At 67.3% G+C, this 21,338-nt stretch carries 19 protein-coding genes; 13 read left to right on the top strand and 6 right to left on the bottom strand.

All coding sequences use genetic code 11. The annotated features are described in order from the left end of the window. Positions 1-8: 8 nt before the first annotated feature. The 3 genes from urtC to urtE are packed head-to-tail and all read left to right on the top strand — an operon-like array spanning position 9 to position 2,633. Entirely contained in the window at positions 9-1,103 is a 1,095-nt protein-coding gene (gene urtC / locus DFR31_RS07500; RefSeq protein ID WP_121441973.1) for an urea ABC transporter permease subunit UrtC, read from the top strand. Beyond that, the gene (gene urtD, locus DFR31_RS07495) at positions 1,100-1,942 is read left to right on the top strand and encodes an urea ABC transporter ATP-binding protein UrtD (RefSeq protein WP_211328243.1); all 843 of its coding nucleotides are present in this window, start codon (positions 1,100-1,102) and stop codon (positions 1,940-1,942) included. Before urtC ends, urtD begins: the two co-directional genes overlap by 4 nt. Position 1,943: 1 nt before the next feature. Then, positions 1,944-2,633, top strand: coding sequence for an urea ABC transporter ATP-binding subunit UrtE (gene urtE, locus DFR31_RS07490; protein ID WP_121441972.1), 690 nt, complete (start codon positions 1,944-1,946; stop codon positions 2,631-2,633). A gap of 60 nt (positions 2,634-2,693) precedes the next feature. Here urtE and DFR31_RS07485 read toward each other — a convergent pair whose 3' ends face one another. Beyond that, positions 2,694-3,704, bottom strand: coding sequence for a TAXI family TRAP transporter solute-binding subunit (locus tag DFR31_RS07485; protein ID WP_121441971.1), 1,011 nt, complete (start codon positions 3,702-3,704; stop codon positions 2,694-2,696). Between the two features lie 405 nt (positions 3,705-4,109). Next, complete coding sequence (locus DFR31_RS07480) at positions 4,110-4,901, bottom strand: DeoR/GlpR family DNA-binding transcription regulator (protein WP_121441970.1); 792 nt, start codon at positions 4,899-4,901, stop codon at positions 4,110-4,112. Between the two features lie 306 nt (positions 4,902-5,207). Between DFR31_RS07480 and DFR31_RS07475 the strand changes: the two genes are divergently transcribed. The 9 genes from DFR31_RS07475 (at position 5,208) to eutC (ending at position 14,747) form a co-directional block, all read left to right on the top strand. After that, a complete protein-coding gene (locus DFR31_RS07475) occupies positions 5,208-6,359 on the top strand; it encodes an ABC transporter substrate-binding protein (RefSeq protein WP_121441969.1) in 1,152 nt (383 codons plus the stop codon). Positions 6,360-6,493: 134 nt separating this feature from the next. Continuing rightward, positions 6,494-7,552: an ABC transporter ATP-binding protein gene (locus DFR31_RS07470; protein WP_121441968.1), complete on the top strand. Its 1,059-nt coding sequence runs from the start codon at positions 6,494-6,496 to the stop codon at positions 7,550-7,552. Positions 7,553-7,562: 10 nt separating this feature from the next. Next, entirely contained in the window at positions 7,563-8,522 is a 960-nt protein-coding gene (locus DFR31_RS07465) for an ABC transporter permease (RefSeq protein WP_121441967.1), read from the top strand. Between the two features lie 13 nt (positions 8,523-8,535). Beyond that, positions 8,536-9,366: an ABC transporter permease gene (locus DFR31_RS07460; RefSeq protein WP_121441966.1), complete on the top strand. Its 831-nt coding sequence runs from the start codon at positions 8,536-8,538 to the stop codon at positions 9,364-9,366. Positions 9,367-9,379: 13 nt separating this feature from the next. After that, positions 9,380-10,414 (top strand): phosphotransferase enzyme family protein, encoded by a 1,035-nt coding sequence (locus DFR31_RS07455; protein ID WP_121441965.1) that lies wholly within the window; start codon positions 9,380-9,382, stop codon positions 10,412-10,414. Between the two features lie 12 nt (positions 10,415-10,426). Beyond that, on the top strand, positions 10,427-11,683 hold the full coding sequence (locus DFR31_RS07450; RefSeq protein WP_121442197.1) for a class-III pyridoxal-phosphate-dependent aminotransferase: 1,257 nt from the start codon (positions 10,427-10,429) through the stop codon (positions 11,681-11,683). Between the two features lie 34 nt (positions 11,684-11,717). Next, positions 11,718-12,491, top strand: coding sequence for a 3-oxoacyl-ACP reductase FabG (gene fabG / locus DFR31_RS07445; RefSeq protein WP_121441964.1), 774 nt, complete (start codon positions 11,718-11,720; stop codon positions 12,489-12,491). Positions 12,492-12,509: 18 nt separating this feature from the next. Beyond that, a complete protein-coding gene (locus DFR31_RS07440; RefSeq protein WP_245971097.1) occupies positions 12,510-13,889 on the top strand; it encodes an ethanolamine ammonia-lyase subunit EutB in 1,380 nt (459 codons plus the stop codon). 9 nt (positions 13,890-13,898) lie between these two features. Further along, complete coding sequence (gene eutC, locus DFR31_RS07435; RefSeq protein ID WP_121441962.1) at positions 13,899-14,747, top strand: ethanolamine ammonia-lyase subunit EutC; 849 nt, start codon at positions 13,899-13,901, stop codon at positions 14,745-14,747. Here the strand turns inward: eutC and DFR31_RS07430 are convergent. Genes DFR31_RS07430 through DFR31_RS07415 form a run of 4 tightly spaced genes read right to left on the bottom strand, consistent with a single transcriptional unit; the run spans position 14,692 to position 18,916 of the window. Beyond that, the gene (locus tag DFR31_RS07430; protein ID WP_121441961.1) at positions 14,692-15,699 is read right to left on the bottom strand and encodes a M14 family metallopeptidase; all 1,008 of its coding nucleotides are present in this window, start codon (positions 15,697-15,699) and stop codon (positions 14,692-14,694) included. The two genes, eutC and DFR31_RS07430, sit on opposite strands and share 56 nt — an antisense overlap. A gap of 42 nt (positions 15,700-15,741) precedes the next feature. Then, positions 15,742-17,175, bottom strand: coding sequence for a glutamate-cysteine ligase family protein (locus DFR31_RS07425; RefSeq protein ID WP_121441960.1), 1,434 nt, complete (start codon positions 17,173-17,175; stop codon positions 15,742-15,744). A 35-nt stretch (positions 17,176-17,210) separates the two neighbouring features. After that, positions 17,211-17,882: an N-acetylmuramate alpha-1-phosphate uridylyltransferase MurU gene (gene murU / locus DFR31_RS07420; protein ID WP_121441959.1), complete on the bottom strand. Its 672-nt coding sequence runs from the start codon at positions 17,880-17,882 to the stop codon at positions 17,211-17,213. Next, positions 17,879-18,916, bottom strand: coding sequence for an aminoglycoside phosphotransferase family protein (locus DFR31_RS07415; protein ID WP_121441958.1), 1,038 nt, complete (start codon positions 18,914-18,916; stop codon positions 17,879-17,881). Before DFR31_RS07415 ends, murU begins: the two co-directional genes overlap by 4 nt. A 148-nt stretch (positions 18,917-19,064) precedes the next feature. On the opposite strand from DFR31_RS07415, the gene DFR31_RS07410 reads away from it, so the two are divergent. Then, the gene (locus DFR31_RS07410) at positions 19,065-21,338 is read left to right on the top strand and encodes an LPS-assembly protein LptD (RefSeq protein WP_147436953.1); all 2,274 of its coding nucleotides are present in this window, start codon (positions 19,065-19,067) and stop codon (positions 21,336-21,338) included.

The raw sequence follows: 21,338 nt of genomic DNA, 5'->3' as shown, positions 1-21,338 counted from the left end.
CCGCCGACATGAGAGAACCCATGGTCATGCGCCTGGCGGGGCTGCACTCTCCCAAGGGATGGCTGCTCTTCGCCCTGCTCAGCGCTGCTGTTCTGATCCTGGTGCCGGTGCTCAACCGCGTGGTACCACCGGAGTCCTTCTTCTACATGCCCAACTGGATGCTGACCCTGATGGGGCGCTTCCTCTGCCTGGCCCTGGTGGCCCTGGCCCTGGATTTGATCTGGGGCTATACGGGGATTCTCTCCCTGGGGCATGGCGCCTTCTTCGCCATCGGCGGGTACGCCATGGGCATGCACCTGACCCGCAACACCCATGATGAGGGCAGCGTGCCCAACTTCATCCAGTTCCTGGGCATGAGCGACTGGCCCTGGTTCTGGGCCCCCTTCGAGTACTTCTGGGCCACCGCCCTGCTGGTGGTGCTGGCACCGGGGCTGCTGGCGCTGGTGTTCGGCTTCCTCGCCTTCCGCTCGCGCGTACGCGGGGTCTACTTCGCCATCATCACCCAGGCGCTCACCTTCGCCCTGATGCTGCTCTTCTTCCGCACCGAGACCGGGCTGGGGGGCGATACCGGGTTGACCAACTTCCAGGAGGTGCTCGGCTTCTCCCTGCGCTCCCCCGACGCCCGCCTGACCCTCTACCTGCTGAGCGGCGTGGTGCTGATCCTGGCCTACCTGCTCTGCCGGTTCATCGTCACCTCCAAGCTGGGCCGGGTGCTCACCGCCATCCGCGACGCCGAGAACCGGGTGCGTTTCACCGGGTACAACCCGCTGCGCTACAAGCTCTTTGTGTGGACCTTCTCGGCCATGCTCTGCGGCGTGGCCGGGGCCCTCTACGTGCCCCAGACGGGGGTGATCAACCCCGGCGAGATGGCCCCGGCGGTCTCCATCGAGATGGCCGTCTGGGTAGCCCTGGGCGGGCGCGGCACCCTGGTGGGGGCGCTGGCCGGCGCCGGCATCGTCAACGGCGCCAAGAGCTGGTTCACCGCCGCCTACCCCGAGCTGTGGCTCTTCTTCCTGGGCGCCCTGTTCATCTTCGTGACCCTGTTCCTGCCCAAGGGGGTGGTGGGGCTGTTTGACCGCTTCCGCAAGGAGAAACGCTCATGAAGCCGCTGGAACTGCTACAGGAGCTGCGCCGGCGTGACCGGGTCTTCCCCTTCATCGACGAGGCACCGCCGGTTCACCCGAGGCTGGATACCCGCCACGGGCCCATCCTCTACGTGGAGGGCATCACCAAGAGCTTCGATGGCTTCAAGGCACTCAACGACCTGACCCTCTACGTGGGCGACGGCGAGCTGCGCTGCCTGATCGGCCCCAACGGCGCCGGCAAGACCACGCTGATGGACGTCATCACCGGCAAGACGCAGCCGGACGAGGGCCACGCCTGGTTCGGCCAGCGGCTGAACCTGCTGCGCATGAACGAGCACGATATCGCCCAGGCGGGCATCGGGCGCAAGTTCCAGAAGCCGACGGTGTACGAGAACCTCACCGTGTACGAGAACCTGGAGCTGGCCATGCACGCCCACCGGGGTTTGATGACCAGCCTCTTCTGGCGGCTGGACGGGGAGCAGCGGGACCGGGTGCAGGAGATCCTGGAGCTGATCGGCCTCAAGGAGGAGGGGCACCGGGCCGCCGGCCTGCTCTCCCACGGGCAGAAGCAGTGGCTGGAGATTGGGTCGTTGCTCATGCAGAACCCCCGGTTGCTGCTGGTGGACGAGCCGGTGGCGGGGATGACCTCGGCGGAGACGGAGGCCACCGCCGAACTGCTGGTCTCCCTGGCCGGCAAGCACTCGGTGGTGGTGGTGGAGCACGATATGGACTTCGTGCGCTCCATCGCCCGCACCGTCACCGTCCTGCACCAGGGAAGCGTGCTGGCCGAGGGCACCATGGATCAGGTGCAGAATGATCCGAAGGTGCGGGAAGTCTACCTGGGGGAGGAGGCGTGACATGCTCGAGATAAACGGGCTTAACCAGTATTACGGCGGCAGTCACATCCTCAAGGGCGTGGACCTCGCCGTGGAGCAGGGCACCTGCGCCTGCCTCATGGGCCGCAACGGCATGGGCAAGACCACCCTGCTCAAGTGCCTGATGGGCCTGGTGCCCATCGCCGATGGCAGCATCACCTTCCAGGGCCGGGAGATCAGCCGCCTGAGGCCCCAGCAGCGGGCGCGCATGGGCATCGGCTACGTGCCCCAGGGGCGGGAGATCTTCCCCCAGCTCACCGTCGAGGAGAACCTGCGGGTACCGCTGGCCGGCAAGCGTTCCAAGGGCATCCCGGAGCGGATCTACGAGCTCTTTCCGGTGCTCAAGGAGATGGCCCGGCGCCGGGGCGGCGACCTCTCCGGCGGTCAGCAGCAGCAACTGGCCATCGGCCGGGCGCTGGTGCTGCAGCCGGAGATCCTGCTGCTGGACGAGCCCAACGAGGGCATTCAGCCCAATATCGTGCGCCAGATCGGCGATGTCATCCGCACCCTCAACCGGGAGGAGGGGCTGACCATCCTGCTGGTGGAGCAGAAGCTGCCCTTCGCTCGCGCCACCGGCGATCATTTCACGCTGCTCAACAATGGCCGTAACGTCGCCTCCGGCGCCATGGGCGAGTTGACCGACGAGTTGATCCAGGAGCACATGACGGTCTGAGCAGGGTGCCCCCTCCCGGGGCTGGACCGAGAGGGGGCGCCCCGACCGCCGCCTCCGGCCCTATTCCGCCTCCGGGGGGATGCGCTCGGCGTCCACCTCGTGCCCCTGGTCGCGGTAGTAGCGGATGGCACCGGGGTGGAACCACATCACGGTGTTGCGGTCCAGGTGCTCCGCCCGGGTGTCTGTCGCGGCCGGGTGCAAGGCTTCGGGCAGGTTCGGGTGTTCCAGTACCCGGGCCATCAGGTCGTGAACCAGGTCGTCGGACAGGTCCTTGTGGCCGATGGCGAAATTCCAGAACGCCACTGAATGCTGTACGGCCTCCTGGCTGGCATAGGTGTCGGCAGGAATGTCGAAGCGCGCCACCGGGAAGCGCTCCACCAGCCGCGCCTGTTCCTCCTCGGAGAAGGCGAACAGGTGCACGTCATGGCGCTCCTCCAGGTTCAGGAAGGCCTGAATTGGCAGGCCGGCGCAGAAGGCGAAGGCGTCGACAAGGTTGACCGCCACGTAGTCGGCAAGCTGATTGGCCCCGTCGTACTGGTAGTGCACGTCCTCCACGCCCAGGGCCTCCAGGAAGCGCGGCCAGTAGTTGGCGCAGGTGCCACCCATGGGGCCTACGCCCACCCGGCGGCCCGACAGATCGCTGATCTGCTCGATGCCGGAGTCCGCCAGCGTGATCACCTGAAAGGGGGTCTGGTACATGGGAAAAAGTGCCCGTACATCGCGCATCTCCACCCCGGGGGCCACGTCGGACTCGCCCTGCCAGGCCTCCCGGGCCGGCCCCAGGGTAGTCAGGCCCAGCTCCACGTCCCCGCTGTGGACCAGAGCCATGTTGTGGTACGGCCCACCGGTGATCTCCGGTACCGCGTTCACATCCAGTTCCTGGCCAATCAGCCGCGCCAGTCCCTCTCCGTAGACGGCATAGGTGCCCCCGGGCGAGGCGGTGCCGATGCGCAGGGGTTCATCCCCGGGGTTATCACTCGCCAGTGTCGGGGCGACCACGCAAGTCAGGGCCAGGGCAGGAAGCCAGGCCTTCCACGCCCGGCATTGGTGGGTTGTCTGCATCACGGGCATTACACGCCTCCCGACTCCATCCCGAACACCTCACCGGTGCGCGGACATGCGGGGCCGACGCACCGGCCAGACCTCATCCTTGCAGTATGGGCCGGAACTGCACGGATTTCTCGGTCTGGCGGGTCTGTCAACGGGTGTGGCGTTCTGCCCCGCCGGTTTGTGCACATGGGCAAGACGGCCGCATGGACCCGTGCCGACGTGGTGAGCAGGGGCATGATTGCCTGGCAATGTTCTGTAACCTATTGATTATTTGGGGTTGTTTCTGGGCTGGTTAAAAATGCGTCAAATCGCGGCAGCCGGTGCCTATCAACCACTTGGCGTGCTTTCCAGCAATGATCCACAAAGTTGTCCACAGTTTCTGTGGATGACTCGAGCTACCGCCGGGATGAGCGGTTACGCGCCGGGTTACGCCCCGGCAATTCGCAGCCGGACACCCGCGTCGGCGAGTGCGCGCACGATATCGGGTGGAGGCTCCTGGTCGGTGATTAGCGTGTCGAGAGTGCTCAGTGACGCAACCCGCTCGAGCCGAGGGCGGCGGAACTTGTCGTGGTCAGCGAGCAGCGTCACGTGGTGGGCGCGCTCCAGCATGACGCGCTTGACCCCGGCCACGTCCGAGTCCACTTCGGTAGGCCCCTCCGCGGTCACCGCGCCGCAGCTGGAGAAGCAGTGGTCTGCGGTGAAGCGGCGAAGGAACTCCGTTGTCTCGCTGCCGTAATTGGCCCCCTCGGTACTGTTGTAGAAGCCACCAGCCATGATGACCTGGAAGGTGGTGTTGTATGCCATGGCGCTCGCGAGCGCGAAACTGTTGGTGACCACCTTGAGTTTGCGCCGTTCGACCACCAGGCGTTGCGCCAGCGGCAGGCATGTGGCGCAGGCGTCCAGCATCAGCACCTGACCGTCGCGCACCATGCCGGCAGCGACCCGGGCGATCCGCTCGCGTTCCTCCGCGAGCAGGGTGGCCCGTTGGTTCAGCGCCGGCTCCCGGGCGGTCTTCAAGGCGGCGGCCCCACCGTAAGTGCGTTCCAGCAGGCCCGCCTCCGCCATGGCGTCGATGTCACGCCGTACGGTTTCCACGGAAACACTGAACTGTGACGCAAGCTCGGAGATGAGCACCACCGGGCGCGCCTCGAGCATGTTCTCGATCATCAGCCAGCGTTCTTTGCGTGTCAGACGCTGGTCGTCCAGTCCTGCGCTCATTTGCGACCCCCTGCGCGAAGTCGTTGTTCACAAAGTCAGCTTGCCGGATTGTCCGGACCTTGCCAACTGTATTGTGCGTTGCACCAAGATGTGGCACTTGCCAAGTTTGTGCCTCTGGTTTGCGCCTATGTTGGGCATGCTTGAGCCGACTCGTGATGTGGCAGGAAGGTCATAATGATGCGTAACAGGTTGTTTTTAAGATTAAAGACGAAGTATTGGCTCGTTCTTGATTCGTGTGGCCCGTAATTTGCAAATTGGTGATCACCACATTGCAGTGGTCTGATGCAACCGATTGAGGACGAGTCCATGAGCCATACAAAGTTCAACCGCCGTCGCTTCCTGCAGAGCGCCGGGGCACTGGCCGGTGGCGCCGCAATGATGCCCCTGATGCCTGGCCAGGCCTGGGCCTCCCGCGACCGGGAACTCAGCATGCTGGTCTGGGAGGGTTACAACTCGCCCAACGTGCTCGACCCCTTCCGCAGGGAGTTCTCCGCCCGCGTCTCCGCCAGCAACGTCACCTCGGACCCGGACGCCGTGAACCGCCTGCGCGCGGGCGAGACCCGCGTCTGGGATCTGATCAACCTGAACAACCCCTGGGCGCGCCAGATGATGTACCCGGAGGGGCTGATCAAGCCCCTGGACCAAGAGCGCTTCCGGCCCTATTTCGACGACATGCTCCCGGAGTTCCACTGGCCCTATCCCTGGGCCATGAGCGACGACGGCAATGAGCTGCTCGGGGTGGTCCAACGCTTCGGGCCGCTGTCATTCGTGGTGAACACGGACCGGATCTCCCGCGCCACTGCCGAGGACGAGGGCTTCAACCTGTTCCTAGACAGCAGCATGAGCCGACGTTACGGCGTACTGACGTGGGCGAACTGGAACATCTTCCACATGTGTGTCACCGCCGGATTCTCGCCCTTCAAGGAGCACACCGAGGAGGAAATGAGCCGCTTCAGGGAGGTGGCCGAGCACATCTTCGCCAATGCCCGGTTCCTGTCGGATGACCACCTGCAGATGAACCAGGCGCTGATCACCGGCGAGATAGATGCCTATTTCACCGGGGGCACCTACTCCTGTTCGGTGGCGCGCGCCGACGGCTTCAGCAACGTTCGGGGCATCACGCCGAAAAGCGGGCCCATCGACGGCAAGGGGGGCATTGTCTGGGTAGAGCTTACCTCCGTCGTCAACAACCCCAACCTCTCGCCGCTGGCGGAGACCTTCCTCGAGTACATCATGCGCCCAGATGTCTGCCACGACGTCGCCTTTGCCGAAGGGTCCCACAACCCGGTGGCGCAGATGGGCGATCCGGACGTGCTCGGCCAGTTCTCCAGCGCGGAGCTGGACGCTCTGCAGTACGACTCGCTGGAGGAGGATCTGGCCCGTTGCGCGGACTACGACGTCAACCCGGACTACGCGGAGATGCTGGAAATCTACACCGAGGCCCGGCGGAACGCCTGATTGCCGCCAGGGGTGGCGGTGCCGACGTGATCCGGCCGGGCGCGCCCGGGAGCGGGCCCGGCGGTCCGGATCACGACGCCACCGGGGCCTTTTCGAGCGCGGTTTTCCGGTTTCCTCCAATAGAGGCACACGACATGGCAGAGAACATTCTGGAGTTGCGACGGGTGGACAAGCTGTTCGGCGATTTCGTCGCGGTGGAACGTATCGATCTGACGGTGGCGGAGGGGGAGTTCTTCACCATCGTCGGCCCCTCGGGTAGTGGCAAGACAACGATGATCCGGATGCTGGTGGGTATGGATGGTCCCACCCGAGGAGACATTCTGCTGCGTGGCGAACGCATAAACGATGTGCCCGCCAACCAACGTCCGACCTGCATGGTCTTCCAGTCACTAGCCCTGTTTCCCCACAAGACGGTGGGCGAGAACATCGAGTTTCCCCTGAAGCTGCGCGGGGTCTTGCCCCATGACCGGCGCGCCCGCGCCCTGGAACTGCTCGCGCAGCTGCACCTGCCGGAAGCCTATTACGACCGGCGGATACACCAGTGCTCCGGCGGCGAGCGCCAGCGCGTGGCATTGGCCCGGGCGCTGGCCTTTGACCCCGAGGTGCTGTTCTTCGACGAGCCGCTCTCGGCGCTGGACTACCGGCTGCGCAAGACGCTCGAGAAGGAGTTGAAGGATATCCAGCGCAAGACCGGGAAGACCTTCGTCTACATCACCCACTCCATCGAGGAGGCCATGGTGATGAGCGACCGCATTGCCATCATGCGCGACGGCCGCCTGGTGCAGGTGGGCTCCCCGGACGAGATCTACCACCGGCCCCGCAACGGTTTCGTCGCCCAGTTCATGGGTGAGGTGAACGCCTTCGAGGTAAAGCAGGGCGATGACGGTACCGTCCGGGACGCGGCGACTGCGGCCTGCTATCCCCGGCCCGACACCGTAGTCACGCCGGCTGGCGATCTGATGATCGTGCGTCCGGAGAGAATGCGGATCCTGGCCCCGGGGGAGACCGCCGAGGCGACGCTGGAGGGGCGGGTGACCAACCAGTACGTCCTGGGCCCGCGCACCCAGTACCAGGTGCAGGCCGGCGACCGGCAGTTGCTGGTGGAAATGCTGGCGTCCGGCGTGGACCACGCGGTCAATGATCAGGTGCGGGTGGGCTGGTCCGCGCGGGATGCCCTGCTGCTGAGCGCCTGAGGAGGTGATCATGTCTCTGGTACGAAGCCTTCTCTCCGGGGTCACCGGCGGCGCCCTGCCCCGGGGCGCCGGGACCACATCGACGACGCCGGCGCAGCCCGGAAAAGCCCTCGCGGACCTGGTTCGCCATCTTTCAAGGCCTGGTTTGCTGCTTTCGCTCCCGGTGTTGGTGCTCCTGCTCACCGGCTTCCTGGCGCCGCTCGTGCTGGTGGTGACCTACAGTGTCATGCCGCCGCACAGTTTCAGCATCACCCAGGTGCCCACGCTGGCGAACTATGCGCACATTCTGTCCAGTAGCTACTACGTCTCCTTCCTGTGGTCGTTGCTCCTGGCGTTCCTCACCACCGTGATCCTGATGGCGGTGAGCTGGCCCATTGCCTACGGCATGATGCGCACCTTCCGGCATCCCATGGTGCTGACGCTTTTTCTGGTCCTGCCGCTGTTCATCTCCGAGAACGTGCGTCTCTACGGCTGGGTCCTGACGCTCCTGCAGCACGGGGTGGTCGACGGCTCCATGCGGGCGTTGTTCGACATCAGCATCCCCAGCGTGCTCTACAACGGGCCGATGATCCTGCTGGGGCTGGTTGTCGTATTCCTGCCCTTCATGCTCTTCCCGATGGCGCTGGGGATATCGATGATCCCGGACGCCTGCCGAGAGGCCGCCTACGACATGGGGGCTAACCGCTGGCAGGTCTTCCGGGAGGTGGAGGTGCCGCTGGCCATGCCCGGCATCCTGATCGGCGCGCTGCTGACCTTCGTGCTGGCCCTGGGGTCCATTGCCGAGTCAAAGATCCTCGGCGGGCAGTCGATCATCATGGTCGCGCAGGAGATCGAGACGGCCTTCACCTATGCGCAGAACTGGCCGCTCGGCGCCGCTCTCGCGACGCTGCTCATTGCCCTCACCGCGGTGCTCGTGCTCACCCTCCTCGCCCGCCTCGATATCGACCGGCTGTTCGGCCGGGGCGATTAAGGAGACTTCCGTCATGGCCGAATTCCAACAGAACCCCCGTGAGCGCCGGAATGCGCGTCTGATGCGCCTGTGGACGGCAATGGTGCTGTTCATCCTTTATCTGCCCCTGGTGGCCATCGTGCTGGCTTCCTTTTCCAGCATCCGGTTTTTCATGTTTCCGATCCAGCAGTGGTCGCTGCGCTGGTACGAGGCGGTGCTCGGCTCGATGGAACTGAGGGATCACCTCGGGACTTCGCTGTCTATCGCCGTCCTGGTCACGCTGATTTCGGTCGTGATGGGGGTCTTCGGGGCACTGGCGTTCGCGCGCTACCCCTGGCGCGGGCGGCGGCTGTACCAGCGCTTCATACTGCTGCCGATCTTCTTCCCCCAGGCCGTGCTGGGGCTGGCCCTGCTGCTCTGGTACTCGGCGCTGGGTATCACCCCGAACTGGCAGACCGCCGTATTCGCCCACCTGGTGTGGATCGTCCCGATCGTCACGCTGATCATTTCCATCCGCGTGTATGGCTTCGATCCGGCCCTGGAGGAGGCCGCCCGGGACCTGGGTGCGACACGTGCGCAGGTGTTCCGGGAAGTCACGCTGCCTGTGCTCTGGCCGGGCATCTTCTCCGGGGGATTGTTCGCCTTCCTGCTTTCCTGGGGAAACCTGCCCCTGTCCGTGTACACCTCCGGAGCGGATCAGACCATTCCCGAGTGGCTCTATTCGCGGATGATCGCCGGCTACACCCCGCAAGTGCCCGCCCTGGGCGTCCTTCTCATCCTGGTTGCCGCCACCGTGCTGTTCGGTGGTTACGCGCTGCTCCGCTGGCGGGCGCGCCGGCGGGACGGGCAACCCGCAACGATTTGACCGGAGGTCAACCATGAGCACTCAGGCTGAACTCTCTCTTGATCCGTCCGATGGCCTCGATGCCGGGTTCCGGGTCTTCGCCGAAGCCGCCTTGTCGTGCTGGTCGCTCCCGGCGGGGACCCGGCTCTCCCTGCTCTCCGTTTCCGAGAATGGCACCTACCGGGTCGACGCGCCCGGCATGGACGGCCCCCTGGTGCTGCGGGTGCACCGCACCGGTTACCACAGCCGGGACGGCGTCCGCACCGAACTGGCCTGGATGCAGGCCCTTCAGGACCAGGCCGGGGTCTCCACGCCGCAGGCGGTGGCCGGGCGGGACGGCGCGTATATCCAGGAGGTGGCGCACCCCTCCGGGGACGATTCCCGTTTCGTGGACCTGTTTCACTTCATCCCCGGGGAGGCGCCGGACGAGCGCGAGCTCCAGGGCCCCTTCCGCCGGCTCGGCGAGGTGGCCGGGCGCATGCACCACCATGCGCGGGCGTGGCGGCGCCCCGAATACTTCTCCCGTCTGGTCTGGGATTTCGACGGTTGCATCGGCCGGCGACCCAACTGGGGCGACTGGCGTGAGGGCCCCGGGCTTGATGCCGAGGGCCGCGCCGTGCTCGAGGCGACCGCGTCCGAGATCGGCCGTCGGCTGACGCGCTACGGCCGGTCGCCTCGGCGATATGGCCTGATCCACTCTGACCTCCGCCTGGCGAACCTGCTGATCCATGGCGACGATACCCGGGTGATCGATTTCGATGACTGCGGCCTGGGCTGGTTCATGTACGACGTGGCCTCAAGCGTGAGTTTCATCGAGACCCGGGACGACCTGGAGGCGCTGGTGACTGCCTGGCTGGCGGGGTACCGGCGCACGGCTTCGCTGGAGCCCGAGGACCTCGCCGAGATACCCACTTTCATCATGCTGCGTCGGATGACGCTACTGGCATGGCTGGGCACGCACGCCCATACGGACATGGCCATCGAGCAGGGCGATGCCTTCGGGCGGGATACGGTGGCGCTGGCCCGGCGTTTCATGAATGGCACCCTGTTGCCCGGCTACACGAGATAATCGGTGAAGAACATGACTCGAACAGACAAGAAAGCCTTTCTGGAGCGTACGAAAAAGGTCTGGAACCCTGGCAAGACGGCGGACTGGCAGCGCATGGGGGTCGATATCGTCATCGACCGGCGCGAGGGCTACTGTTTCTGGGACCTGGACGGCCGGCGCCTGATCAACATGCACCTGAACGGCGGCGTATACAACCTGGGGCACCGGAACCCCGAGGTCATCGAAGCGGTGACCGACGCGATGCAGCATTACGATATCGGCAACCACCACTTCCCCTCCGTGATGCGGACCCGCCTGGCCGAGGCCCTGCTGGAGACGGCCCCGGCGCATTTGCAGTACGCCATCTTCGCCAGCGGGGGTGGCGAGGCCATCGATATCGCGCTGAAAACGGCCCGCGCGGCCACCGGGCGTCGGCGGATCGTGTCGCTGGAGAACTGCTATCACGGTCACACCGGGCTGGCGGTGAAGACGGGGGCCGGGCGGTTCTCGGAACGCTTCCTGTGCGAACCGGAGGCGGATCAGTTCACGCAGGTGCCGATCGGAGACCTGGAGGCCATGGAGGCTGCCCTGGCCGGCGGCGACGTGGCTTGCGTGATCCTGGAAACCATACCGGCGACCTACGGGTTCCCCATGCCCGATCCGGACTACCTGCGTGCCGTGAAGGCGTTGTGCGAGCAACACGGCGCCCTCTACGTGGCCGACGAGGTGCAGACCGGGTTGATGCGCACCGGACGCATGTGGGCCATCGACGGTTACGGCGTGGCACCGGACCTGCTCGTGACCGGGAAGGGTTTGTCGGGCGGCATCTACCCGATCGCCGCCGTGCTGGTGACCCGGGCAGCGGCCGGCTGGCTGCACGAAGATGGCTGGGCGCACATGTCCACCTTTGGCGGCTCCGAGATCGGCTGTGCCGCGGCGCTGAAGACCCTCGAGATCACCGGGCGGCCAGCAACCGTCGCGAACGTGCGTTCGTTGACCACGTTCTTCGCCGAGGAACTGGCGGTGCTCCAGCGCCGGCATGCGCCTCTGTTCAGCGGCGTGCGCCAGAACGGACTGGTCATGGGGCTGGAGTTCGATCACCCGAACGGCGCCGAGTGGGTGATGCATGCCCTCTTCGAGGAGGGGGTTTGGGCCATCTTTTCCGCCCTGGACCCCCGGGTGCTGCAGTTCAAACCGGGCTTGCTCATGGAGGAAGACCTGGCCAGGGAGGTCATCGGCTGCCTGGATCGGGCGATCCAGTCCGTGCAGCAGCGCCTGGCCGTGGCCTGAACACCGATCATTCTGAAACCGGAGGTCCAAAACGATGCTGACATCCATTGCAGGTCGTTCCGTGCTCGTCACCGGTGCCAGTAAGGGCATAGGCAAGGGCATTGCCCGGGTGTTCGCCCGCGAAGGGGCGAAAGTGCTGCTGGTGGCCCGCTCAGAGGATGCCGCCGAGGCGGCGGCGGAGACCCTGCGGGCCGCCGGCGGCGTGGCTTCGGCCTTCGCCGCCGACGTCACGGACCGCGACGCCATGGCGGCGGCCGCCGAGGCAGCGGTGGCTCGTCATGGCGGCCTCGACGTCCTTTGCGCCAACGCCGGGATGTTCCCCTCGGCAAGCCTGGAGGAGATGACCGAGGCCCAGTGGGACGAGGTCTTGAGCACCAACCTCAAGGGCACCTTCCTGAGCATCCAGGCCTGCCTGCCCGCCCTCAAGCAGAGCGAAGCCGGGCGCATCGTCCTCACCTCGTCGATTACCGGGCCGATCACCGGCTTCCCCGGCTGGAGCCACTACGGCGCCAGCAAGGCGGGACAACTGGGCTTCCTGCGCACGGCCGCCATCGAACTGGCCCGGTACGGCATCACCATCAACGCGGTGATGCCGGGCAACATCATCACCGAAGGGCTGGAGGGGATGGGCGATGACTACCTGGCCCAGATGGCTGCCTCCATCCCGCTGAAGCGGCTCGGATCGGTCGAGGACATCGCCCACGGGATGCTCTACTTCGCCTCGCGCGAAGCGGCCTACGTCACCGGCCAGACCCTGGTGGTGGATGGCGGGCAGACATTGCCCGAGTCGCTGGAAGCGCTGGAGTAGCGCGGAGGGGCCATGCGCATGTACCGCAATCACGTCGGCGGGCGGGGCTGGCGTTTCGATGGGCTCCGGACGCTGCTGGCCAAGGCCTCGCCCGTCCGTGCCGGCGACCAGTTGGCCGGGGTCGCGGCGGACAGTGCCGAAGAGCGTGCCGTGGCCCAGCAGACACTGGCCGAGGTGCCCCTGACGGACTTCCTGGATGACCCGGTGGTCCCCTACGAGTCCGACGAGGTCACCCGGCTGATCCTGGACGGCCATGACCGGACCGCTTTCCGGCCGGTGAGTGGCCTGACGGTGGGGGGATTCCGGGACTGGCTGCTGGACGCCGGCAACGCCCCCGGGCTGCCGGCACTGGCTGCGGGCCTTACGCCCGAAATGGTGGCGGCGGTCTCCAAGCTGATGCGCCTGCAGGACCTTGTGCTGGTGGCATCCCGTTGCCAGGTGACCACTGCCTTTCGCAACACCATCGGCGGGCCCGGTCGGCTGGCCACGCGGCTGCAGCCCAACCACCCGGCGGATCATGCCGCCGGCATCTCCGCCAGTATCCTCGATGGACTCATGTACGGGAACGGCGACGCGGTCATCGGCATCAACCCCGCCACCGACAACGTGCCCACGGTGGCCCGCCTGCTGCATCTGCTGGACGAGGTCATCCAGACCTACGCCATTCCCACCCAGGGCTGTGTGCTGACCCACGTGACCACCACGCTGCAGGCGATGGAGCGGGGCGCCCCGGTGGACCTGGTGTTCCAGTCCATTGCCGGCACCGAGGCCGCCAACCGGGGCTTCGGTATCGACCTCGCACTGTTGCGGGAGGCAGCCGATGCCGTCCGCGAACTGGGCCGGGGCCCCGTTGGCGACAACGCAATGTACTTCGAGACCGGGCAGGGCAGCGCCCTGTCCGCCGACGCGCATCACGGGGTGGACCAGCAAACGTGCGAGGCGCGGGCCTACGCAGTGGCCAGGGCCTATGCCCCGCTGCTGGTCAATACAGTGGTCGGTTTCATCGGCCCGGAATACCTGTATGACGGCAAGCAGATCATCCGGGCCGGGCTGGAGGACCACTTCTGCGGAAAACTGCTGGGCCTGCCCATGGGCTGCGATATCTGCTACACCAACCACGCCGAGGCGGATCAGGACGACATGGACCTGCTGCTCACCGCCCTGGGCAATGCCGGCTGCACCTTCATCATGGGGATACCCGGGTCGGACGACATCATGCTCAACTATCAGAGCACGTCCTTCCACGATGCCCGCTACCTGCGGCAGTTGCTGGGGGTGCGGCCCGCGCCGGAGTTCGAGCGCTGGCTGGCCGAGGTGGGTATCGAGGCCGGGGACGGGGCGCTGATGCCCGCCGCCCGGCTGCCCCGGGTGTTCCGCCACATCGCCGTCGATCATTGAGGAGGCGCCATGGCGGATCTACCGGAATACCGCCCGGGAGGGGCCGCGAAGGCCGATGCCTGGGTGGCCCTGCAGCGTCACACCGAAGCGCGGATCGCCCTGGGCCGCGCGGGGGAAAGCCTGCCCACCCGCGCCCATCTGGACTTCCAGCTGGCCCATGCCCGGGCGCGGGACGCCGTCCACCGGGCCTTGGACAGGAACGGCGTGGCGCAGGTGTTGTCGCCCGTGGTCGATCGTATTCTGCACGTATCGAGTGCCGCGGGCACTCGCGAGGTTTTCCTGCGTCGGCCCGATCTGGGGCGCCGCCTGCCGGAGGCCGCCGCCGCCCGGCTGAGGGCGTCCGCCGGCAGTGGTTGCGACCTTGCCATCGTGCTGGGTGACGGGCTATCCGCCCGGGCCACGGAGGAAAACGGACCGGCCCTGATCAGGGCGTTGCTGCCCCTGCTCAAGGGGCTGCGGATCGGTCCCCTGGTGCTCGCCGAGCAGGCCCGGGTCGCATTGGGCGATCCCGTCGGTGAGGCATTGGGCGCCGGCCAGGTGCTGGTCCTGCTCGGGGAGCGCCCGGGATTGAGTGCGGCGGACAGCCTCGGCGCCTACCTGACCCATGCGCCCAGGCCCGGCCGGCAGGACTCCGAGCGCAATTGCGTGTCGAACATCCGTCCCGGCGGCCAGCCCCCGGAGGAGGCCGCGCACCGTCTGGCTTACCTGGTCCGCGAGGCCTGGCGCAGGGGCGGCACCGGCGTGGCGCTCAAGGACAATACCGAAGACCTGGTCCACGCATCGTGCGGGGATGACCCCCACGTCAACCTGCTGTCGGGTAGCGCTCCATCAGGTAGCAAAGACAATCCTGGCGGATGACCCGCTCATCCCGGGTAAGCATCGCCGGCATCATCGGGCGCCGCAGGAGGATCTCGTCGCCCTCGTGAACGAAATAGGCGTCGCAGGCCTCCTGGCCGGCGTTGTCCTCGGCGGACAGAAAGGCGTTGCTGCCCGGCCGCACTCGGCAGAAGGCCGTCCCGGCGGGCAGCTCATGGAAGTTCAGGTCATCCAGGTCCGGCAGCAGCTGCAGATCCACGTCGCTGCGGTCGAAGCCGAAGCTGTGCTGGCGCGGGATCCGCACCGTGGCCACGGTGTGGTATACGCCCAGGTCGGCCGGCTCCACGTGGTTGGGGATCTCCTGCAGGTGCAGGGCATCTTCCATGAAGGTGCGGGCGTGGGCGGTGGCCGCGGGGCTCCCGGGCTGGCCACACTCCACGGTGACCGCCGGGCAGAGCTCCGCCATGGCCAGCGATTGCACCCCGCGCGGGCGAGTGAAATAGACCAGCGTGCGGGAAAAGAGCGAGGCCAGGAACAGGTAGCGGGCATCCAGCCGGTTGACGCAGCCGTAGAAGGGGTTGCGGCCGGTGTTGTTGTGGATGTCCAGGCTGGCGAAGACCCCCCGCGCTGCCTGTCGGGCTACCACCTCCGCCATCAGCCGCCGTTCGGGGCAGTCGGGGTAGTCGGTGCCCGGCCAGACCCGGTTGTAATCGGGCTGGTGATCCAGTCGCCTTACCCCATGGCGCGCCGCCTGCACGTTGCCAATGAACAGGGTTAGCGCCCGGGGCAGGGGGCGGCCGGCCCAGTCCTTGAGCAGGCTTTGCAGGGCCTCGATGCCGGTGGTCTCGTTGCCGTGGAGCAGCGTGGTGACGAACAGCGGCGGATTGCGCTTTCCGGGTATGTGGATGAGGCTGGGCCCGCCCAGGATCTCGTCCATGGCCGTGGGCGGGGCATCGAGGAAGCCATCCGGGATGTCGTCGTAGACCTTGAGCATGTCCCTATTGTAACCCCTGGTGTGGTGCGTCGGCGGTGGCCGTCACAAGGGCCAGCGGTGCACGGGCTGCCCGGTTTGCTGCTGTTCGAGCATGGCGCGGGTCAGCGCCCCGGCGTCGTGGCCGTGGCGCTGCCACCAGGCCCGCTGCCAGGCCGCCCCGGTCTGGCCGCTGCTGACCCGTTCCCGGATCAGGCCCAGCCAGGACTCGATCTCGTCGCCGGCCACGTCCTGGTGTTCCAGCCCCACCCGGGCCAGGGGCAGTAACTCCTCGAGGATCAGCTCGCGCAGCGGTGCCCGTTGCTGACCAAGCCAGGTCACCGGGGCCTCCAGCCCATGCCGCGCCGCGCTGTAGAAATTGGCCTGGGCGGTGACGAAGGGCAGACGCATCTCCAGTTCCGGCTGCTTGAGCACCAGCCCGTGGACCAGGCCGTAGAAGAAGGCCGCGTTGGCCACCACGTCACTCAGGGTGGGGCCGGCCGCCATGACCCGGTGCTCGATGCGCAGGTGGGGCGTGCCGTTGTCGCCCGGATCCACCAGCGGTCGGTTCCAGCGCCAGATGGTGCCGTTGTGCAGCCGCAGGTGGGCCAGTGCCTCCGGCGGCGTGTCCTGCAGCACCGGGAGCAGCACCGGGTAGTGCTGGCGGTTCTCCACGAACCAGCCGTAGAGGGCGTCCCGGGCGTAGCCGCTGCCGAAGCCCACCCGCGCCATGGGGCCGGCGTGGCCGCCGTGCAGGGGGGTTACCGCCACCGCCTGCTCGAACAGGGGTATGCGGGTCTCGGCCCAGAGCAGGTGGTCAAAGAGCAGTGCGGAGTTGGCAGCCGTGCCCACGGTGGCGGCGGAGGCGGCCACTGCCGCGTTGAACAGACGGTGGGCGTTGCCCGGGGTAACCTGCAGATGCAGTTGCAGGGAGGTGGCGGCGGATTCCAGCATCACGTCCGGGTGGTCCAGGGTGATGTGTTCCTCGCCCCGGATGTCCAGGTGGATGGGCCGGCGGTTACGCAGGGCCAGTACCTGTTCGTTGAGCGCCTGGTAACGCTTCTGGCCGGACATGGCCGCCACGGAGAGGTCCGATTCCCGCACGGTGGGCAAAATGCCGACCAGGGCCGGTTGGCATTGCTCGGCCTGGGCAGCGCGGTGCAGTGCCGCCCAGCGCTGCTCCAGCACCCCGGCTAACTCGCTGAAGGGCCGTCCGGGCAGCGCCATGGGGTCGGTGTTCAGTTCCAGGTTGTAGCGGGCGAGTTCGGTTTCCAGGTGCGAGTCGTCGCAGCGGGAGATGACCTCGGCGTTGCGCGGCGCCGGTCGCCCCTGCCCGTCCACTAGCCACGCCTCCAGCTCCAGGCCGATGCGGGCCGGCTCGTCCGGGAAGCGCCCCTCCTGAAGCCACTGCTTGAGCAGCGCCGTCTCCTCCTTCAGCCGGCGGGAGAAGGTGTGGAAGTGCTCCTGGGTGAAGCGGGTCTCGTCGATCTCCTGGCCCATGCTCGCTCCTGTTGCCGGTGCGGGGTCCGCGCGCCTCAGCCCGTGTCGCGCAGGGCGCGGTCCAGCCCGCGAAGCCGCTCCGGAGTGCCCACGTCGTGCCACTGGCCCCGGTGGTGCTGCCCGGTGACCCGGCCGGCGGCCATGGCGCCGCGCAGCAGCGGGGCCAGCGGGAAGGCCCCGGGCCGGGTGTCGGCCCAGAGCGCGGGGTGGAAGATGCCGATGCCGGCGTAGGTCAGCCGGGGCCCGGCTCCCGTCTCCGCCACGCTGTTGCCGTTCAGCACGAAGTCCCCGTTCTCATTGTGGTCGGGGTTGTCCACCAGCACCAGGTGCGCGAGCGCGCGGGGCGGGGTCAGCAAGGGCGCCAGCGGCACATCGCACCAGACATCCCCGTTGATCACCAGAAAGGGGGCATCCCCGAGCAGCGGCAGGGCGTGGCGGATGCCGCCCCCGGTATCCAGGGCCCCCTCCGGCTCGCGGGAGTAGTTCAGGTGCAGGCCGTAACGGCTGCCGTCGCCCAGGTGGGCCTCGATCCGGTCGCCCAGCCAGGCGGTGTTGATGACCACCTCCGTGACCCCGGCATCGGCCAGGGCGAGCAGGTGGTGCTCGATCAGCGGGCGGCCGCCGACGGCCAGCAGTGGCTTCGGCGTGTGATCGGTGAGCGGGCGCATGCGCTCGCCGCGCCCGGCGGCCAGGATCATGGCCCTCACGGGACCAGCTCCGAGGCGCGTCCGTGCCATTCATCGAGCAGTGTGCGCAGCGGTGCCAGGCCTGGTTGGCGGTCGGCAGCGGCGTACAGGTATTGCAGGAAGCGGGGGGCGTCTTTCAGGTAATCGCGCTTGCCGTCGCGGTAGCGGAGCCGGGCGAAGATGCCCAGCACCTTCAGGTGGCGCTGCACGCCCATCCAGTCCACGTCCACCAGGAAGCTGTCGTAGCGCGGGGCCACCGGCACCGAGCGCATCCCGGCGATGCGCCAGTAGTCGTGCAGCCACTGCTCCACCCGGTCGTCCGGCCAGCTGATGAAGGCATCCCGGAACAGCGAGGCCACATCGTAGGTGACCGGCCCGGTCGCCGCGTCCTGGAAATCCAGCACGCCGGGGCCGTCGGGCAGTGGCATCAGGTTGCGGGGCATCCAGTCGCGGTGGATCCAGACCCGGCCCTGGCTGGAGACCCGGCGGACCAGTTCGTTCACCAGCGCGTCGAAGGCCTCCCGCTCCTCGCGGGTGATGGCCACGCTCAGGTGGCGGCCCAGGTACCAGTCGGTGAACAGCTGCAGTTCCCGGCGCAGGGCAGTCTCGTTGAAATCGGGCAGCTCGCCGGAGCGGCTGGCCCGCTGCCAGAGAATCAGCGAGTCCAGGGCCTGGCCGAAGAGCTCATCGGCGTTGTCCCCGGTAAGCGCTTCCAGGTAGGTCTGGTGGCCCAGGTCCTCGAGCAGCAGGAAGCCCTGGTCCAGGTCCACCGCGTAGATGTAAGGCACCCGCAGGCCGGCGCTGGCCATCAGCTGCTGGACATGCACGAAGGGCTGGCTGTCCAGCGCGGTGGGTGGTGCGTCCATCACCACCCGGGTGCCCTCCGGGTGGTCGATCCGAAAGTAACGCCGGGCGCTGGCGTCGCCGGAAACCGGATGCAGGGGCTCCGGGGCCATGCCCAGTTGCTGCTGCAGCCACGCCTGCAGTCGTTGCCAACGCTCATCGGTCTCCGGCGGCGTGGCCGGGGAGGTGGAATCCGTCTTGCTGCCGCTCATTTGTTCCTGTGTGCTGTCCGGGCTGAGCCTATTCGGCGCTATCGCCTGGCAAAATGCAAGCCTGCCAGCGGTAAATCGGTGCCTGCAATACGCATGACAGGCTGGAATTAGCGGTTACAATGCGGGCTTGCAGCCTGGATGCATGCCCGTGAAACGTCTCGTACCCACCACCATAATACTGGCCCTGTTCGGGGGCGCCGCCGCCCAGGCCCAGGGACCCAGTGCGGCCGAGCGCGAGGACTACTTTGCCGAGCGCCAGCGCATGCTGTGCGGTCCGCCGCTGGTCCGCCCGCTGGACGACGTGGATATCGCCCTGCGCCAGGCCCCCGAGACCCCCGCCACCGTGGACGCCGATGCGGTCTACTACGATGGCAGGGCCGGTCGCTACCGCTTCCGCGGCGATGTCTTCATGCAGCGGCTGGATCAGACGTTGCGCAGCGAGGAGGTCCGCTACGACCAGGAGAGCGGGCGGGTCGATTTGGACTTCCCCTTCGAGTACGAGGAGGCGGGCCTGGCTCTCACCGGGAAGAGTGGCTGGATGCTGCTGCGCGAGGACCGTGGCGAGGTGGTGGATGGCCAGTTCATGCTGGATGAACGGAACATCCGGGGCGAGGCGGAGCTGATCCGCCTGCAGGATGCCCAGCGCTCCAGCTACGAGCGGGTCGGGTACACCACCTGCCGACCGGGTAACGAGGACTGGTGGCTGCAGGCGCGCGACCTGGAGTTGGACCGGGAGGAGGGGTTGGGCACCGCGCGCCACGCCTGGTTCACCTTCCTCAACGTGCCCATGTTCTACACCCCGTGGATCACCTTCCCGATCGACGACCGGCGGCGCACCGGGTTGCTTGCCCCGAGTTTCTCCACCTCCGACCGGGACGGCACCGACATCACGGTGCCGTTCTACTGGAACATCGCGCCCAACTACGACGCCACCCTGGTGCCGCGCTGGATCGAGCGCCGGGGCACCATGCTGGGCAGCGAGTTCCGCTACCTGCGCGAGACCTTCTCCGGCGAGGTGTACGGGGAGTACCTGCCCGACGACGACCAGTTCGGCGATGACCGCTGGCTCTTTGGCTGGGACCACGATGGACGGCTGCCGCTGGGCTGGCGCTACGATGCCGACATCAACCGCGCCAGCGATGACGACTACCTGCGCGACTTCGGCAGCGGCCTGCTGGAGACGAGCTCCAGCCACCTGGAGAGTCGCGGCCGGCTGCGCAACAGCTGGAATGAATGGGCGGTGGAGGCCGAGGTCCAGCACTGGCAGACCCTGGGCGAGGACCTGCGCAACCCCTACCGGCGGGAGCCGCGGCTGAGCGCCGAATACCAGACCCCGTTCCGCATGGGCCGCCCGCTCTACCAGCTGGACACCGAGTACACGCGCTTTGCGCTGCCGCAGGACGACCCGGGCCGGCCGGAGGGCGAGCGCATGGATATCGCCCCCCGGGTGGAGTGGAGCTTCCGCCAGCCCTGGGGCTACGTGACGCCGGCGGCCAGCCTCCGGCACACCCAGTACAGCCTGGACGAGCCGGTAACGGACGCCGCCGATACCAGCCCCAGTCGCACGGTGCCCACCTTCAGCCTGGATTCCGGGGTGTACTTCGACCGCCCCTTCGAGCTCGGCGACCGGCAGCTGATGCAGACCCTCGAGCCCCGGGTCTTCTACCTGTACACGCCGGAACGCAACCAGGACGACCTGCCCGATTTCGACACCTCCCGCCGCGATGTCAGTTTCGACGGCCTGTTCAGCGAGGACCGGTTCGCCGGGGCCGACCGGGTGGGGGACGCCGACCAGGTCACCCTGGCCTTGACCACCCGCTTCATCGACCTGGCCGAAGGGCGCGAATACCTGCGCGCCAGCCTGGGGCAGATCCACTACCGCCGCGACCGCGAGGTGACCTTAAGCCCGGGGCAGGTGCTGGAGGAGGACCGCCGGGGTCGCTCGGATTACGTGGCAGATCTGCGCAGCGAACTGCCGGGCGGGGTGCTGGCGCAGGGCGAGTACCGGTACAATCCTTACGACAACCGCTCCGAGCAGGGGGCGTTCCGGCTGGGCTGGAACCCCAGGCCCGACTTGGTGGTCGGCGCCGGCTACCGCATGCGCTACGGCAGCAACGAGCGGGATCTGGAACAAACCGACCTGGCAGCGGTCATCCCGATGGGCCCCCGGTTCAGCCTGATCGGTCGGTGGCTCTACTCGCTGGCGGACGAGAACAGCCTGGAGACCGTCGGCGGGCTGGAGTACCGCACCTGTTGCTGGCGGGTGCAGGCGCTGGGCCGGCGCAGTTTCGAGGGCTCGGGCGCCGAGCCCGACACTTCCGTCATGCTGCAGTTCGAGTTCACCGGCCTCGGCCAGGTGGACGCCGGCAGCACCGACTTCCTGCAAGACAGCATCTACGGCTATGAGGGCGAGCGCTTCTGA

Origin of the sequence: Alkalispirillum mobile (genome assembly GCF_003664325.1) — a bacterium.
Taxonomy (GTDB): Bacteria; Pseudomonadota; Gammaproteobacteria; order Nitrococcales; family Halorhodospiraceae; genus Alkalilimnicola; species Alkalilimnicola mobilis.
Note: the sequence above shows the minus strand (reverse complement) of the source record. Positions and strands in the feature narration are given on the sequence as shown.

Bases quoted from the DNA above. Each gene is read 5' to 3' on its own strand.
- urtC (WP_121441973.1), top strand. From the start codon at position 9: ATGAGAGAACCCATGGTCATGCGCCTGGCGGGGCTGCACTCTCCCAAG.
- urtD (WP_211328243.1), top strand. From the start codon at position 1,100: ATGAAGCCGCTGGAACTGCTACAGGAGCTGCGCCGGCGTGACCGGGTC.
- urtE (WP_121441972.1), top strand. From the start codon at position 1,944: ATGCTCGAGATAAACGGGCTTAACCAGTATTACGGCGGCAGTCACATC.
- DFR31_RS07485 (WP_121441971.1), bottom strand. From the start codon at position 3,704: ATGCCCGTGATGCAGACAACCCACCAATGCCGGGCGTGGAAGGCCTGG.
- DFR31_RS07480 (WP_121441970.1), bottom strand. From the start codon at position 4,901: ATGAGCGCAGGACTGGACGACCAGCGTCTGACACGCAAAGAACGCTGG.
- DFR31_RS07475 (WP_121441969.1), top strand. From the start codon at position 5,208: ATGAGCCATACAAAGTTCAACCGCCGTCGCTTCCTGCAGAGCGCCGGG.
- DFR31_RS07470 (WP_121441968.1), top strand. From the start codon at position 6,494: ATGGCAGAGAACATTCTGGAGTTGCGACGGGTGGACAAGCTGTTCGGC.
- DFR31_RS07465 (WP_121441967.1), top strand. From the start codon at position 7,563: ATGTCTCTGGTACGAAGCCTTCTCTCCGGGGTCACCGGCGGCGCCCTG.
- DFR31_RS07460 (WP_121441966.1), top strand. From the start codon at position 8,536: ATGGCCGAATTCCAACAGAACCCCCGTGAGCGCCGGAATGCGCGTCTG.
- DFR31_RS07455 (WP_121441965.1), top strand. From the start codon at position 9,380: ATGAGCACTCAGGCTGAACTCTCTCTTGATCCGTCCGATGGCCTCGAT.
- DFR31_RS07450 (WP_121442197.1), top strand. From the start codon at position 10,427: ATGACTCGAACAGACAAGAAAGCCTTTCTGGAGCGTACGAAAAAGGTC.
- fabG (WP_121441964.1), top strand. From the start codon at position 11,718: ATGCTGACATCCATTGCAGGTCGTTCCGTGCTCGTCACCGGTGCCAGT.
- DFR31_RS07440 (WP_245971097.1), top strand. From the start codon at position 12,510: ATGTACCGCAATCACGTCGGCGGGCGGGGCTGGCGTTTCGATGGGCTC.
- eutC (WP_121441962.1), top strand. From the start codon at position 13,899: ATGGCGGATCTACCGGAATACCGCCCGGGAGGGGCCGCGAAGGCCGAT.
- DFR31_RS07430 (WP_121441961.1), bottom strand. From the start codon at position 15,699: ATGCTCAAGGTCTACGACGACATCCCGGATGGCTTCCTCGATGCCCCG.
- DFR31_RS07425 (WP_121441960.1), bottom strand. From the start codon at position 17,175: ATGGGCCAGGAGATCGACGAGACCCGCTTCACCCAGGAGCACTTCCAC.
- DFR31_RS07415 (WP_121441958.1), bottom strand. From the start codon at position 18,916: ATGAGCGGCAGCAAGACGGATTCCACCTCCCCGGCCACGCCGCCGGAG.